Origin of the sequence: Aggregicoccus sp. 17bor-14 (assembly GCF_009659535.1) — a bacterium.
GTDB lineage: Bacteria > Myxococcota > Myxococcia > Myxococcales > Myxococcaceae > Aggregicoccus.
In genome coordinates, this window is the sequence record NZ_VJZZ01000017.1 from 1 (window position 1) to 14590 (window position 14590).

Genomic DNA, 14590 nt, shown 5'->3' on the forward strand with positions numbered 1-14590 from the left:
TCGAGGGCGTGGACGTTTTGCGCCCACGCCTCTGCGCACCCCTTCGACATAAAACCCAGCCCCGCTCCCGTCCTCCCTCGGGACTCCTCCTCACTCCCTCGGGCTGAAACGGCGAAACACGAGTCTGGGAAAGGGAAAGGGTGAGGGACGTACGCCCTAGTCCCGGTCCGGCGCCCCGAGCGGGAAGTACTTCCGGAACGGCCGCGCCTCGTCCACGGCGCGCGCGACGGAGGGCCGCGCGAGCAGGCGCTTGCGGTAGGCGCGCACGTGCGGGAACTGCTCGCCGATGGGCTGGGTCCAGTCCGCGTAGAAGAGGAAGGGCGCGGCGGCGCAGTCGGCGAGGCTGAAGGTGCTGCCCGCGGCCCACTCGCGCTTGGCCATCACCTTCTCGAGCCACGCATAGGAAGTCTCCAGCATCGCGCGCGCTTCGGCCACGCCGTGCGGGTCGCGCACGGACTCGGGGCGCAGCCGGTCGAACACCACCTTCTGCTGCGGGGTGGAGACGTAGTTGTCGAAGAAGCGGTCCATCATCCGCACCTCGAGCGCCTCGCGCGGGTCCGGCGGCAGCAGGCGCACCGGGCCCGGGTGGTAGAGGTCGAGGTACTCGATGATGCAGGTGGCCTCGAGCACCGTGCGCTCTCCGTCCACGAGCACGGGGAAGCGCTTGTGGGGCGAGCGCGCCGCGAGCTCCTTCGCGTAGGGGGCGTCGGGCCCGCCCACCAGGAGCCGCTCGAAGGGCGTACCGTTCTCGTAGAGCGCGATGAGCGCCTTCTGGGAGTAGGACGAGAAGGGGTGGGCGAAGAGCTGCAGGGCCATGGGGGATTCTCCTGGAGGGGCAGACTACCGGTTACACAGCGGCGACGAACGGGCCCCGCGCAAATCGACAGCGCGCTACTCCGTGCCCCACCAGGCCTCCGCGAGTCCCTCCAGGGTGTCGCAGCCGGGAGGCGGCGGCACGGTCTCCAGGTACCAGCGCAGGTTGCTGTAGCGGTGCAGCAGTGCGAAGGCGAGCGCGCGCCGGCGCACGGCCCGAGGCAGCGCTCCGTCCGGCCACCCGTAGCCCTCGCAGAAGGCGCGCAGCAGCGCGGGCTCGCCGCCCGAGAGGAACACGCCCACCGAGGCGAGCTCGTAGTCGGGATGGCCCTGCATCGCGGGCTCGAAGTCGAAGAGCCCGCTGAGCGTCCAGCGCCCCGCTGCGTCCGCCTGGACCAGGGTGTGAGCGCGCATCACCTCGGTGTGCAGCAGCGCGGTGGGCGCCGCGCTCTCGGGTTGTGCGAGCGTGCGCTCGAGGAAGCCCGGAATCTGCAGCAGCCACGCGTCGGCGAGCCCGCGCGAGCGCTGGCGCTCCACGCACCCCTCGCGCTGTGTCCGCACGAAGCGCTCCCAGCTGCCGTGAGGCGGCGGCACGTCGAGAGGCGGCAGCGCGTGCAGGCGCGCGAGCGCCGCACCCAGTTGCGCGAGCAGCGCCTCGCGCTGGGCAACAGGGATGCGGGGCCACGCCTCCTCGAGCGACACGCCGGGCAGCTGGCTCATCACGAGATAGGGCCAGCCCTCCAGCGTCCCGCTCGCGCGCAGCGTCGGCGTGGGCACGCCGAGCCGTCCGTCCACGTGCGCGAGGACGCGCGCCTCGGTGTGCGCTCCCTCCGCAAACGGAGGCGCGAAGAGCTTCACCACGTGCGCCTCGCCCACCGCGAACACGATGGCGTTGCCCGCGGGGTACTTGCGGCGCGGAACGTCGAGCGGCAGGCCGTGGCGCGCACACAGCTCCGCGACGGCCGCCTCGTAGGGCGCCGCGTGGCGCAGGTGCTGGTAGTAGTGCGCGGCGCTCGGGACTTCGGGAAGCAGGGGCATGGCGGACCGCGCACAGCGTGCCCCCGGAGCCCGCGGTCGCACAACCCGCCCCCGCATTCCAGGGGGGATGAAGGTCCCCCCTCACCCCGCTCGCAGCGCCGCGCGCACTCCGGGCAGCAGCCGCTCCCGCGCGGTCGCGTCTTCCCCCTCCTGCAGCGCTACGTACAGCGACTGCAGGAAGCCGAGCACGTCATGCCGGCGCGCGAGCCCCGCGGAGGTCTTCAGCGCCTGCATCCCGCCAGGCAGCGCCGTGACGCGCGAGAGCCACGCGGTCCACTCCGCGGGTGTGTAGAGCCCCTTGCTCGCGATGGCGAAGACCGGGCGCGCAAGGCGCCCCGGCTCTCCGAACACGTAGGCGTGGCCTCCCGCCGGGGCCACCTGCACCGCGAGCGCCTCCAGCATCCGGTCGGCCTGCGAGCGCGTGAGGGCCGGGTGCATCGCGAGCTGCAGGAGAAGATCTGCCCCGTGCGCCACGCCGTGGCGCCAGCCGCTGCGCTCCTCGAAGCCCCGGTAGTCGCGCACGCGCGAGAGCGACTGCGCCGCCGCCTCCACCAGGCGCTCGCGCTCCTCCGGCGTGAGGAAGGGCTGCAGCCGGTCCACCCGCGCGACCTCCGAGAGCACGAGCGCGCTGAAGGGCTGGCGGAAGCCCACCGCATCCGTGCGCGAGAGCTCAGGCAGCAGCCGCACGTAGAGCGCGTGCACCGTGGGCACGGAGAGCAGCTTCCCGCGCATCCACGTGGAGAGCGCCTCGAAGGCCACCTCGTCGCGCAGCAGCGGGTCGGGTGAGCCGAGGCAGTCCACCAGCGCGAGCGCGAGCGCCTCGCGGCGTGCGGGCTCCTTCACCTCGAAGCCCGCGACCTTCAGCGCTTGCAGCGAGCTGCGTGTCTCGCCGCGCGGCGGGCACGCGGCGCGCGCACCGAGGGGAAGCAGGAGCAGGGCGGCGAGCAGGAGGGGCTTCGTCATGCGCGCCGCAACCGCCTGCCCCGGAGGCCATTCCCGCGGGGGTGAGCGCGGGCACGGTGCAGGACAGTGGCCTCGTCCCCGGGTCGTGCGCAGACTCGGCGGGAGGCGGGAGGCGCGCGCGATGTCCGAGCAGGTGCAGGAGGGGGAGCCCGGGCTGCTCGCGGTGGACCTGGGCCTGCGCGCGGGGCTCGCGCGCTACGGGCGAGACGGGCGGCTGCGCTGGTACCGCTCGCAGAACTTCGGCACGCAGACGCGGCTCAAGCGCGCGGTGCCGCAGGTGGTGCTCGCCGCGCAGCCGCTCGGCTTCATCGCCCTGGAGGGCGGCGGTGCGGTGGCGGACGTGTGGGAGCGCGAGGCGCTGCGCCAGGCGCTCCCGGTGCTGCGCGTACAGGCGCACGACTGGCGCCCGCGGCTGCTGCTGCCGCGCGAGCAGCGAGGCTCGGAGGTGGCGAAGCGCGCGGCGGACGGGCTCGCGCGCCGGGTCATCGAGTGGAGCGAGGCCCCGCGCCCCACCAGCCTGCGCCACGACGCCGCGGAGGCCATCCTCGTCGGGCTGTGGGCCGTGCTGGAGCTGGGCTGGCTCGCGGCGCTGCCCGCCCCGCTGCGACGGTGAGCTACCCTCGCGGCCAGCCGAGCAGCACCGCGCCGAGCACCACCAGCACCACGCCCGCGAGCTGGCGCGCCGAGAGTCGCTCTCCCTGCAGCGCCCCGAGGCCGACGGCAAACGCGATGGACGTGTTGCGCAGGGTGAGCACCGCGCCCGCGTTGCTGTGCACCAGGGCCATCAGCATGAGCGAGAAGGACAGCGTGCACACCGCGCCCGCCACGGCGACGAGCAGCGGGCGGGCCAGGAGCTTTCGCCAGAGCGGCGCCCAGCCTCCTCCCGCGCGCACGCGCAGCAGCACCATGGGCGGCAGGGCCACCGCCATGGAGACGGCGAAGACGGCGGGCGGCTGCGCCCCTTCGGAGAGCGCGCGCTTGTAGCCGAGGTTGTAGGCGGCGATGCACGCGCCGCTCGCCAGCGCCCACAGCACCCCGCGCGCCACGCCCGGAGCGGGCCTGCGCAGGTTCATCACGCCCAGGCCCAGCGCCACGCAGCCTGCGCCCAGCACGGCGCCCGGCCACAGCCGCTCGCCCAGCCACAGCACCGAGGCGGGCCACACCAACAGCAGCGCCCCGCCGCGCGCGACGGCGTACGCGAGCCCGAGCGGCGCGCTGCGCAGGGAGAGCGCGAGCGTCAGCAGGTAGGCGCAGTCGAGCAGCCCCGAGGCCAGCGTCCACGCGAGCGCGCGCGGCGTGGCGAAGGCCGCCCCGTGCAGCCCGAGTGCCCACAGTCCTCCGCACACCACCGCCACGGCGATGACGCCCACCAGCGCAGAGTCCGGGTCGCCGTGGTGCTTGAGCAGCGCATTCCACGTGGCGTGGAAGAGCGCGGAGGCGAGCACGAGGGCGAGGGCGAGGGGCTCCACGGCTGCTTCATCGCACGCGCGCGCACGGAATGGGGCGCCTGCGGGGGCGGGGCCTCCCCGCGGGTGCGCGGGGACCCGGTGGGCGGCCGCGGACCCGGGCCCCGCACGCGCAACCCCCGGTCGCCACGGCCGTGAGGGCGCTGGACCGCAACTTGAAAGAGGTTGCTGACATGAGCGCTCCCAAGGTGCTGATCGCGGACGACGACGAGGTGATGCTGCGCGCGCTGGAGCGTCAGGCGCTCAAGCACGGGCTGCGGCCTATCACCGCGAGCGAGGGCCAGGTGCTGGAGCTCGCGCTCGAGCACCGCCCGGCGGTGGTGGTGCTGGACATCCACCAGCGCGGCTTCGACGGGCGAGACGTGCTCGCGCAGCTCAAGCGCGCGCCGGAGATGCGGCGCACCGAGGTGGTGGTCATCAGCGGGCAGGAGGAGCCGAGCACGCAGGCGGAGTGCCTCATGCTCGGAGCGGCGGCCTTCCAGCGCAAGCCGGTGGAGTGGAGCTTCATGGAGGAGGTGGCGCGGCTCGCGCGGCAGGTGAGCGCGGGCGCGAGCGAGGCCTCCTGGCTGGAGGCCTTCGGCGGCGGAGGCGACCTCGCGCTGATCGAGATCGAAGAGTCCTCGCCGTCGTCGATCGAAGTGCTCCCCTGGGTCGCAGAGGAGTAGCGATAACGGCGAAGTGCAGCCCCCGGGCGAAGCTGTCCCCTCGCCCTTTGGGAGCGGGTCAGGGTGAGGGAAGGTCGAACGACTCAGCGCCCGCGATACACGTCCGTGCTCAGGTACTTGAGCCCCGAGTCACACACCAGCGTGGCGACTCGTGCACCTGGCCCCAGCTTCTCGGCGACGCGCAGCGCCGCGACCACGTTGGCGCCGGAGGAGGTCCCCGCGAACAGCGCCTCCTCGCGCGCGAGCCGCCGGGTCATCTCCTTCGCGTCTGCGGTGGAGACCGGAAGGAGCTCGTCCACGAGCGAGGGGTCCCACAGCGGCGGCGTGTAGCCGATGCCCACGCCCTCGATCTTGTGCGGCCCCGCCGCGCCGCCGCTCAGCACGGCAGACTCCGCGGGCTCCACGGCGACGATGCGCACGCGGGGGTTGTGGCGCTTGAGCACCGAGGCCACGCCGCGCAAGGAGGCCGCGGTGCCCACGCTGTGCACGAAGGCATCGACCTGGCCTCCGCTCTGCCGCCACAGCTCCTCGCCGAGCGCCGCGTAGCCCGCGATGCTGTCCGTGTTGTGCAGCTGGTCCGTCCAGTAGGTGTGGGGCTCCTGGCTGAGGCGGCGCGCGGTCTCGATCATGTCGAGGATGAGCTTCTTCGTGGTGAGCCCGCCCTCGCTCGGCACCAGCGTCAGCTCGGCGCCGAGCGCGACCATGTGGTCGCGCTTCTCCTGGCTGAAGGCATCCGAGGTGACGATGCGCAGCCGGTAGCCGCGCGCGGCGCACACCAGTGCGAGTGAGGTGCCGGTGCTGCCGCCGGTGTACTCGACGACGGTGCCTCCAGGCCGCAGGCGTCCGTCCTCCTCGGCCTGGCGGATGACCGCCTCCGCCATGCGGTCCTTCATGCTGCCGGTGGGATTCTCCCACTCGAGCTTCACGAGCACCTGTGCGCCTCCCGAGGGGACGACGCGGCGCAGCTGCACCAGGGACGTGTTTCCGATCGCTCCGAGGATGTCCATGCGCCCTCAGGTATCGAGGGCCGGAGACATTACGGCAAGTCCCCTCTCCCTCTGGGAGAGGGCCACGGTGAGGGACTGGCTTTCGGAGCTCTTACGGAAAGCGCACGAGCACGGAGGCGCTCGTGGGCCCGAGCAGGACCACGGGCTTTCCGGTGCGCGCACTGCGCGCGGAGTGCCGATCCGACCAGAGCAGGTAGCCGCCGCCCGCGAGCAGGCCCGCGCCCACGATGCCGCTCGCGAGCGAGAGGCGCTGGCGGGAGTCGGCGCGCTCGCGCAGCTGCGTGGCCTCCGCGAGGTCCGGTAGCTGGTAGCCGCGGTCGCCGTGCAGGGCATCGAGCGAGTCGAGGGCCTGGTTGGCCTGGTGCAGGAAGAGGCCCGAGGCGCCGAGCGCGAACGCACCGGCGACGACGCCGCCGATGCCCGTGGGCGTGCGCCACGAGCGCGGCGGCCCGGCGGGAGCGGGCGGGGTGACGGCGGCGACGGGAGCGCTCGCGGCGGGGGTGACGGTGGGGGCCGGAGGGGGCTCGGGCTTGGGGTCCTCGGCGACGAGCGGGGCGATCTCCACGGGGTTGAGGTCGACCTGGGCGAGCAGCTCCTCGACGCTGCGGCGCACGTAGGCGGCAGTGGACTCGCCGCGCTTGCGCTTCACGGGGAGCTCCTTCGAGGTGGCGGTGCCCATCCGCTCGACGATGAGCGCGCGCACGAACGGGGTGCGCGCGAAGGGGGCGAGCGTGATGAGCAGCGCGCGCGCGGCCTGGGTGGAGCGGGCGAGGCGGGTGAGGCACTGCTCGGGCTCGGCCTGGCCGGCGCAGGACTGCTCGGGCTCCTTGGCGAGGAACTCGCGCACGGCGGTGGAGCTGGTGAGCTCGACGTCGCGCTTGGCGACGACGGTGGCGCAGGTAGCAGCGAGGTTCTCGGCTTCGGCGCCGGCCTCGCCCACGATGACGCACGGGTGCAGCGCGATGGTCTCGGGCGTGGGGGCGGCAGCGGCGCTCGGCGCGGCGAGCGCGGCGCACAGCAGGGTGCAGACGAGGATGAAGCGCGAGGTGATCACGAGGTCTCGCCGGAGCAGGTGGTGAGCGAGTGCGGACCGTACTCGCGCGAGCGGAGCGCTGGAAGATTTCTCCGGCGCCCTCGGGTGCGTCGACGGTGTCGAAGCAAAATTACGGCAGCACGGGTGCACGTGCAGTGCGCAGCGGCCACGAACTTTCGGACGCCGCGAGCCGCGTGCTATGCGCGCAGGCTGCACGCTGGACCAACACAAGCGCGGAGCACTTCGATGCTGAGGAAGTTGCTGGGGGCAGGGGCGGTGCTGACGGTGTTGCTCGCGGGTTGCCGCGAGCCGCTGAGTGCCTGCAGCTCGCAGGAGGACTGCGACCAGGGGCAGACCTGCGATCCCAAGGCGAAGCTGTGCGTCGTGGTGGAGACGCCCGATGGGCTCGCATGCGAGACCGCCTGTGGTCAGTTCGAAGCCTGCAAGGACGCCGCGTGCACGGCGCGTTTCTCCGGATACTCGTTCGTCCTTCCACGCGAGAACGGCGGTGTGAAGAGCGGTGACGTGACGCTGAAGGTGCAGCTGGTGAAGCGCACGGACATCGTCGCCGAGCCCCACTATCCGGACAGCATCAACTTCACCATCACGCCGAAGAGCGGTGCGGCGGCGAGCAGTGGCACGCTTGCGCACCAGGGTCAGGGGCTCTACGCCGGCGTGTGGAAGGCGCCTGACGGAACCTCGAGCGACAAGTTCGACCTCGAGGTGCGCAGCGAGGCCCTCGCGGTTCCCGGCAAGACGACGTTCAGCCTCGACAACACGCCCCCTAGCTTCACGGTTGCTGTGACCACGCCGCTTCCGGGGCCGAACGTCGGTCAAACGATCTACGTAGACCCCGCTCCGCAGGGCCCTTACTACCGCCGCGATCAGGTCGTCACCGTGACCATCGCCTCCGATGAGGCGATTGACGAGAGCACCGTGCGTCTGACCGTGACGGGCATTGGTTCGGGAACGCAGATCGACCCGCTGACTGTGACCAACGCTGGCTCCGCTTGCGGCAAGGCCTACTGCGGCGAAGTCCAGGTGGACCTGTCCAAGCCGCCGATGAATGACTTCCGCGGCTCGTTCGGCTTGGTTGCGAGCGGAAACGATGCGGCTGGCAACCCGGGCACGAAGCCCGGCTCGATCAAGGTCACGCGATGGAAGTGGCGTAGGGCGACAACCTCCGTTGGATCTGTTGAAGCCTCGCCCGCAGTGGGTGCTACTGGCCTTATCTACGTAGGCTCAAACCTCGCTGGCAGCGATGGCCAATTTGTTGCCGTCCGGCCCGACGGCACAGAGGCGTGGAGCGCGCGAGGTGGCTCTATTCGCGCGAGCCCAGCGGTAGGTGAAACGGCATCCTCCAGCGAACGCGTCTATGTTGCCCAGAAGGTAGGAACGAAGTCGGCGGCTGGGTACTTCAACAGCACGTCGAACTCCTTCGTCGAGGTGTGCCAGCACTCGGAGGCGGGGGTTTCCGTTGAAGCCAGCCTTGCGTTTACCAAGGCAGTCCCCGGCACAACTTCGGAAACCGTTTACGGCTCCTATCGAGGGTGGAATGGCGGGACTCTCTTCGCGATCCGGCCCGAAGCCGCTAACACGTGTCCCACGAAGGGCGGTGTCGGCGACGTAATTTATCCGAGCAATATGGTGGTCTTCGGCGACTCAGTGGCATTTGCCGAGGCAGCGGGAACTCTCAAAACTCGCAGCCTAGACGCTGTCGGCGACTGGGGCTCGACGGGCTTGCTGAAGGCTGTGCCTCTTAAGGCGACGTCTTTGGCTCTAGCTGGAACTCAGTTCTGGGGAGGGAGCAATGACGGCAGCGCCAGTAAGGTCTACACGGTTGGTACTAGCGAGGCGGCGACGCCAGTACTCACAGCTGCGAGCGATGCCGCATGGAATGTGAGTGTTGGCACAAGCGGGACTGCAATCATCGGGCTGGCGGAAAAGAAGCTGCTTCGTCTATCGGCAGCTGGAGTTGCTGAACAGCCAGTCGTAGTCGACCCCGATGTTTTCAAGGGCGCTCCTGTCTGGGGGGAAGACGGGGTTGTCCATGTCGCGAGTTCTACGACGGGAGAGGTGCAGGCTCGGTTTGGTAGCAGCATCGTCTGGCACCTGACCGCACCCGATGGCGACGTCTTTGAGGCCTCGATGAACCTCGACTGCAGCCGTAACGCCGCAGGTGAGGTCGTCAAGGGCGCTCCCGGGGTTCTTTACGCCGCCAGTGCTTCGGGCAATCTCTACGCGCTGATTACCGACAGCCGCGGGCTGGATCCCAATTCACCCTGGCCCAAGTACCAGCACGACTCCCGGAACACGGGCAACCCAGCTACCCCCGTCACCAACTGCAAGTAGCCGTAATCCCTCACCCTAGCCCTCTCCCAGAGGGAGAGGGGACACGCCCTGCTGCCCTCCAGGCGGCGGGGCGTTTTCGTTCGTGGCAGCCCTGACAGCCTCGACTTGCACCAGAGACATCCTGTGCCTATTCTTTCCCAAGAAAGGGCACCCCATGTCCTCCCCGCAGCTGGTCGAACAGGCAGATGCCGAGGCCGTCCTGGCGAAGGCCTCGCTCCGCGCCGCGGAGCGCCTCGGCCTCAACCAGGGCTCCCTCGCGGAGATCCTCGGGGTCAGCCCGGCCTCCGTCTCACGCATGGCCCAGGGCCAGTCCGTGGACCTCCGGGGCAAGGGGCGCGAGTGCGCGCTCTTCCTGGTCCGCATCTTCCGCAGCCTCGATGCGCTGATGGGCGGCGACTCCGCGAAGGCGAGCGCCTGGTTCCATGCGAATAATCGCCACCTGCATGGCGTACCGGCGGAGCTGGTGCGGAGCATCGGGGGGCTGACGCGTGTCGCAGAGTATCTGGACGCAATGCGGGGGACCCACTAACTGCCGGCCGCTGCAGCTGCGCGTCTGGCGCACCGTCGAGGCGCAGCACGAGAGCGCCACCCGCAAGCTCGTGGACTCCGACGCGGAGCAGCTCCTGCTCGAGCAATTGCTCGAAGAAGTGAAGCCTCCCGTCCCCGGCAGCCACCGCTTCCGCGCGGGCCCGCTGCACTACCTGCTCTTCACCCCGTTCCGCTACCCGCCGCTGCGGGGCGGCTCGCGCTTCGGCACCCGCCTCGAGGCGAGCCTCTTCTACGCCTCCGAGCTGCTGCCCACCTCGCTCGCCGAGGTCGCCTACTACCGGCTCGTCTTCCTCGACGGCACGGACGCGGCGATCGACTTCCTCCAGACCGCGCACACCTGCTTCGACGTGGACCTCGACGCCGAGCGCGCCGTGGACCTCACCGAGCCCCCCTTCGACGCCTTCGAGGCGCGCATCTCCTCCCCCACGCAGTACGCGGACGCGCAGCAACTGGGCCGCGAGATGCGCGAAGCCGGAGTCGAGGCCTGCGTCTTCGTCTCCGCCCGGGCGAAGGACCGCGCCCGCAACGTGGGCCTCTTCGAGCCCTGCTTCGCCACCTCCCGCCCGCGCACCCTGCAGGGCTGGAGCTGCTACGCCACCCGCAAGCGCGTGGAGTTCACCCGCAGCAACACCTTCACCCCCACCTCGCACGCCTTCCTGCGCGCGCACTTCGAGGTGGAGGGCGTACTCCCCACGCCCGCCCTCTGACGGCCGCCTGCCAGGCACTGTGGCCGTGATTGAAGGCCCCCGGCCTTCCTGCTACGGACTCTCCCGCCATGAGTGACGAGAGCGCCGCCGCCCAGAAGGACTACAAGGACACCGTCAACCTGCCCAAGACCGAGTTCCCGATGAAGGGGAACCTCGCGAACCTCGAGCCGAAGATGCTCGCCTGGTGGGCAGAGCGGGGCATCTGGGGAAAGATTCTCGAGAAGAACGCGAAGGGGCCCAAGTTCGTCTTCCACGACGGGCCCCCGTACGCCAACGGCCACCTGCACGCCGGGCACGCGCTCAACAAGGTCCTCAAGGACATCGTGGTGAAGTACCGCAACATGTCCGGCCAGCTGTGTGACTTCGTGCCCGGCTGGGACACGCACGGCCTGCCCATCGAGCAGGCGGTGGAGAAGCGGCTCAAGGACAAGAAGATCGACAAGCGCACGCTGGGGCGCGACGAGTTCCTCGAGAAGTGCCGCGTCTACGCGCTCGAGTTCATCGACATCCAGCGCTCCGAGTTCCAGCGCATGGGCGTGTTCGCGTCCTGGGACAAGCCCTACGTCACGCTCGACTTCGCCTACGAGGCGCAGGAGATCCGCGAGCTCGCCACCTTCGCGCGCCGCGACAAGCTCTACCGCCGCAAGAAGCCCGTGTACTGGTGCCTCACCGACCAGACCGCGCTCGCCGAGGCCGAGGTCGAGTACGAGGACCACGAGAGCCCCAGCGTCTACGTGGCCTTCGACAGCACGAAGGACCTCGGGGACAAGGTGCCCGCGCTCAAGGGGAAGAAGGTCTCCTTCGTCATCTGGACCACCACGCCGTGGACCCTGCCGGCGAACCTCGCCATCGCGCTCAACGCGTCCTTCGAGTACGTGTTCTACGCGCTCGGCGAGCGCGTGGTGATGGTGGCCAAGGACCTGCTGCCGCGCTTCCTCTCCGAGGTGAAGCCGGACGAGCTCGCGGTGAAGGACGTGAAGCTGCAGGGCGGCGACGTGCAGACCGCGGCGCTCGCGGACCCCTCGCGCGTGCTCGGCTACGCGACGGGCGAGGAGCTCGAGGGGCTCGAGTACCAGCACCCCTTCTACGCGCGCACCGGCAAGCTCATCCTCGGCGAGCACGTGACGCTGGAGGCCGGCACCGGCCTCGTGCACACGGCGCCCGGCCACGGCCAGGAGGACTACGAGGTCGGCCTCAAGTACGGGCTCGACATCTACAACCCCCTCAAGCAGGACGGCCGCTACGACGACACCGTGGGCCCCGAGCTCGCGGGCAAGAAGGTGTTCGAGGCGAACCCCATCGTCATCCAGACGCTGGTGGACCGGGGCGCGCTGCTCAACGCGCCCACCGACCGCGTGAAGCACAGCTACCCGCACTGCTGGCGCTGCCGCAACCCGGTCATCCTCAGCGCGACGTACCAGTGGTTCATCAGCCTGGACAAGGACGGCTTCCGGCAGAAGGTGCTGGAAGAGGTCGACAAGGTGAAGTGGGTGCCGGCGTGGGGCCACAGCCGCATCCGCGGCATGCTGGAGAACCGCCCGGACTGGACCATCAGCCGCCAGCGGACCTGGGGCGTCCCCATCCCCATCGCGTACTGCCAGGGCTGCGAGCACCCGGTCATCTCGGGGCAGCTGATGGAGCGCGTGGCGGACGCGGTGGAGAAGAGTGGCGCGGGCATCTGGTACAGCACGCCGGTCGAGGCCTTCCTCGGCCAGGGCTACCAGTGCGAGAAGTGCGGCAAGACGAGCTTCCGCCGCGAGACGGACATCCTCGACGTGTGGTTCGACTCGGCTTGCTCCTTCGCGGCCGTGGCGGCCCGTCGCCCCACCATGGGCGTGCCGGTGGACCTGTACCTCGAGGGCAGCGACCAGCACCGCGGCTGGTTCCACTCCACGATGCTGGTGGGCGTGGGCACGCGCGACCACTCGCCCTACAAGACCTGCCTCACCCACGGCTTCGTGGTGGATGGCGCGGGCGAGAAGATGTCCAAGAGCCGCGGCAACGTGGTGCTGCCGGAGAAGATCATCACCCAGTACGGCGCCGAGGTCATGCGCCTGTGGGTGGCGGCGAGCGACTACCGCAACGACGTGCGGCTCTCGGACCAGATCCTCAAGGGCCTCAGCGAGGGCTACCGGAAGATCCGCAACACGCTGCGCTACGCGCTGAGCAACCTCTACGACTACGACCCCGCGACGAACGCGGTGCCGGCCGCGGAGCTGCTGCCGCTGGACCGCTGGGCGCGCGGCCGCCTCGCGGACCTGGTGCAGAAGGTGCGCGCGGCCTACGAGGCCTACGAGTTCCACCTCGTGTACCAGGCGGTGGTGGACTTCTGCGCGGGCGACCTCTCGGCGCTCTACTTCGACATCCTCAAGGACCGGCTCTACACGCTGAAGGCGGACGGCCGCTCGCGCCGCAGCGCGCAGACGGTGCTGCACGAGGTGGCGGTGACGCTGCTGCAGCTGCTCGCGCCGGTGATGAGCTTCACCGCGGAGGAGGCCTGGCAGCAGCTGCCCGGTCACAAGGAGGAGAGCATCTTCCTCTCCGGCTTCCCCGAGGTGCGCCACGGCGCGACGGACGCGGGGCTCGCGGACACGTACGCGAAGCTCTTCGCGGTGCGCAGCGAGGTGCAGGGCCTGCTCGAGGCCGCGCGCCGCGACAAACTCATCGGCTCGTCGCTCGAGGCGCGCATCGTGCTGAGCGCGCAGGGTGAGACGCGCGCGTTCCTCGAGCGCCACCTCGCGGAGCTGCCCGGGCTCTTCATCGTGAGCCAGGTGCAGCTTGCGGACAGCAAGGGCGAGAAGGCCCACGCGCTCTCGCTCGCTCAGACCTTCGGGGACGCCGTGCAGGTGAGCGCCGAGGTGCTGCCTGCACTCGGCGAGAAGTGCCCGCGCTGCTGGATGTACCAGACCGAGGTGGGGCATGGCGGCGACGTGTGCAACAAGTGCCGCGAGGCGCTGGGCTAGGTGGAGGTCGCCGAGGCCACGGAGACTACAGAGGCGCCGCTCTCCCGGGGGCGCCGCCTCGCCGTGGTCCTGGGCACGCTCCTGTGCCCCGCCGGGACGGGGCAGCTCTTGCTCGGACGGCCCCGCCGCGCAGTGAGCTGGACGTTGGCGCTGCTGGTGGTGAACCTGTCGCTGCTGTGGACGGGGGTGCCGGGCCTCGCGCTGGTCTTCGCGGTCGGCCTGCTGTCGATGCTCGACGTCGCGCGCCTGCTGCGTGGGCCCCAGCGCTGGGTCCCACCGCTGCGTTGGGTGCTGCCCGCGTTCCTCGCCTGGATGGTGCTGAACTATGGCGCGCGGGCGTACGTGCGCTACGGCCTCGTCGAGCCCTGGAAGGTGCCCGCCGGCTCCATGGAGCCCGCGCTGCGTGTCGGCGACCACTTCATCTCGGACCACCGGGTCGGCGGCGAGAGGCCACCGCTCGCGGGGCTGCTGTTCCCGGGGCGGCAACCCGAGCGCGGGGAGGTCATCGTCTTCCGCCATCCCGGGAACCCGAGCCAGGACTTGCTCAAGCGCGTGGTAGCGCTGCCTGGCGAAGTGGTCGCGCTCGATGCCGATGGGCTGCGCATCGACGGCCAGCCCGCTCGAGGAGAGAGCCTGGGGGCATGTGAGGAGACGCTCGCGGAGACAGTGGAAGACGCGGACTGCGAGCTGTACGAGGAGACGCTCGGGACGCACCACTACCGCGTGGCCTACTTCTTCCCGTCCGCAACTGGCGCGCGCCTGTCCTCCGCGAACTGCCCGGTCGGGACCGAGCCCGCGGATGGTGGCTGTCGGGTGCTCCCAGCGCACGTGTTCGTGCTCGGCGACAACCGGGACAACAGCTTCGACTCGCGCCACCTGGGTGCGGTGCCGCTGGCGAACGTGAAGGCCGCGGCGCGTTACATCCACTTCTCCATGGGACAGGACTGGGCGGTGAGGTGGGAGCGCATCGGCACGCAGGTGAACTGAGTTGCCCATAGGCTCTCAACGAGTCCCCTCGCCGCGCAGGAAGCCGC

The 14590-nt window shown here is 70.5% G+C and carries 13 protein-coding genes; 7 read left to right on the forward strand and 6 right to left on the reverse strand.

The window, feature by feature from the left end:
- Nucleotides 1-156 precede the first annotated feature (156 nt).
- The 3 genes from FGE12_RS25415 to FGE12_RS25425 form a co-directional block, all read right to left on the reverse strand.
- Entirely contained in the window at nt 157-816 is a 660-nt protein-coding gene (locus FGE12_RS25415) for a glutathione S-transferase family protein (protein WP_153869204.1), read from the reverse strand.
- Between the two features lie 75 nt (nt 817-891).
- Nucleotides 892-1851, reverse strand: a complete 960-nt coding sequence (locus FGE12_RS25420) for a phosphotransferase family protein (protein WP_153869205.1) — start codon at nt 1849-1851, stop codon at nt 892-894.
- A gap of 81 nt (nt 1852-1932) precedes the next feature.
- A complete protein-coding gene (locus FGE12_RS25425) occupies nt 1933-2814 on the reverse strand; it encodes a DUF2785 domain-containing protein (protein WP_153869206.1) in 882 nt (293 codons plus the stop codon).
- A gap of 121 nt (nt 2815-2935) precedes the next feature.
- Between FGE12_RS25425 and FGE12_RS25430 the strand changes: the two genes are divergently transcribed.
- Complete coding sequence (locus FGE12_RS25430; RefSeq protein WP_153869207.1) at nt 2936-3427, forward strand: hypothetical protein; 492 nt, start codon at nt 2936-2938, stop codon at nt 3425-3427.
- A gap of 1 nt (nt 3428) precedes the next feature.
- On the opposite strand, the gene FGE12_RS25435 is transcribed toward FGE12_RS25430, so the two are convergent.
- The gene (locus tag FGE12_RS25435; protein WP_194798269.1) at nt 3429-4283 is read right to left on the reverse strand and encodes a DMT family transporter; all 855 of its coding nucleotides are present in this window, start codon (nt 4281-4283) and stop codon (nt 3429-3431) included.
- Nucleotides 4284-4453: 170 nt separating this feature from the next.
- Between FGE12_RS25435 and FGE12_RS25440 the strand changes: the two genes are divergently transcribed.
- Nucleotides 4454-4945 (forward strand): PleD family two-component system response regulator, encoded by a 492-nt coding sequence (locus FGE12_RS25440; protein WP_194798270.1) that lies wholly within the window; start codon nt 4454-4456, stop codon nt 4943-4945.
- An 83-nt stretch (nt 4946-5028) separates the two neighbouring features.
- Here the strand turns inward: FGE12_RS25440 and FGE12_RS25445 are convergent, their stop codons facing one another.
- Nucleotides 5029-5952, reverse strand: coding sequence for a PLP-dependent cysteine synthase family protein (locus FGE12_RS25445; RefSeq protein WP_153869209.1), 924 nt, complete (start codon nt 5950-5952; stop codon nt 5029-5031).
- A 91-nt stretch (nt 5953-6043) separates the two neighbouring features.
- Nucleotides 6044-7006 (reverse strand): hypothetical protein, encoded by a 963-nt coding sequence (locus tag FGE12_RS25450; RefSeq protein WP_153869210.1) that lies wholly within the window; start codon nt 7004-7006, stop codon nt 6044-6046.
- A 225-nt stretch (nt 7007-7231) separates the two neighbouring features.
- On the opposite strand from FGE12_RS25450, the gene FGE12_RS25455 reads away from it, so the two are divergent.
- From FGE12_RS25455 to lepB, 5 genes are all read left to right on the forward strand, one after another.
- On the forward strand, nt 7232-9337 hold the full coding sequence (locus tag FGE12_RS25455) for a hypothetical protein (protein ID WP_153869211.1): 2106 nt from the start codon (nt 7232-7234) through the stop codon (nt 9335-9337).
- A gap of 154 nt (nt 9338-9491) precedes the next feature.
- A complete protein-coding gene (locus FGE12_RS25460) occupies nt 9492-9866 on the forward strand; it encodes an antitoxin Xre/MbcA/ParS toxin-binding domain-containing protein (protein WP_228531099.1) in 375 nt (124 codons plus the stop codon).
- Complete coding sequence (locus tag FGE12_RS25465; protein ID WP_153869212.1) at nt 9826-10593, forward strand: RES family NAD+ phosphorylase; 768 nt, start codon at nt 9826-9828, stop codon at nt 10591-10593. Before FGE12_RS25460 ends, FGE12_RS25465 begins: the two co-directional genes overlap by 41 nt.
- A gap of 68 nt (nt 10594-10661) precedes the next feature.
- Nucleotides 10662-13556 carry an isoleucine--tRNA ligase gene (gene ileS / locus FGE12_RS25470; protein WP_153869213.1) on the forward strand — a complete coding sequence of 965 codons (2895 nt, stop codon included), beginning with the start codon at nt 10662-10664 and terminating at the stop codon, nt 13554-13556.
- Nucleotides 13557-14543 (forward strand): signal peptidase I, encoded by a 987-nt coding sequence (gene lepB / locus FGE12_RS25475; protein ID WP_153869214.1) that lies wholly within the window; start codon nt 13557-13559, stop codon nt 14541-14543.
- Nucleotides 14544-14590: the final 47 nt, after the last annotated feature.

What these genes read in the sequence shown, in the direction of transcription:
- FGE12_RS25415 (WP_153869204.1), bottom strand. Translation starts at nt 816, where the DNA reads ATGGCCCTGCAGCTCTTCGCCCACCCCTTCTCGTCCTACTCCCAGAAG.
- FGE12_RS25420 (WP_153869205.1), bottom strand. Translation starts at nt 1,851, where the DNA reads ATGCCCCTGCTTCCCGAAGTCCCGAGCGCCGCGCACTACTACCAGCAC.
- FGE12_RS25425 (WP_153869206.1), bottom strand. Translation starts at nt 2,814, where the DNA reads ATGACGAAGCCCCTCCTGCTCGCCGCCCTGCTCCTGCTTCCCCTCGGT.
- FGE12_RS25430 (WP_153869207.1), top strand. Translation starts at nt 2,936, where the DNA reads ATGTCCGAGCAGGTGCAGGAGGGGGAGCCCGGGCTGCTCGCGGTGGAC.
- FGE12_RS25440 (WP_194798270.1), top strand. Translation starts at nt 4,454, where the DNA reads ATGAGCGCTCCCAAGGTGCTGATCGCGGACGACGACGAGGTGATGCTG.
- FGE12_RS25445 (WP_153869209.1), bottom strand. Translation starts at nt 5,952, where the DNA reads ATGGACATCCTCGGAGCGATCGGAAACACGTCCCTGGTGCAGCTGCGC.
- FGE12_RS25455 (WP_153869211.1), top strand. Translation starts at nt 7,232, where the DNA reads ATGCTGAGGAAGTTGCTGGGGGCAGGGGCGGTGCTGACGGTGTTGCTC.
- FGE12_RS25460 (WP_228531099.1), top strand. Translation starts at nt 9,492, where the DNA reads ATGTCCTCCCCGCAGCTGGTCGAACAGGCAGATGCCGAGGCCGTCCTG.
- ileS (WP_153869213.1), top strand. Translation starts at nt 10,662, where the DNA reads ATGAGTGACGAGAGCGCCGCCGCCCAGAAGGACTACAAGGACACCGTC.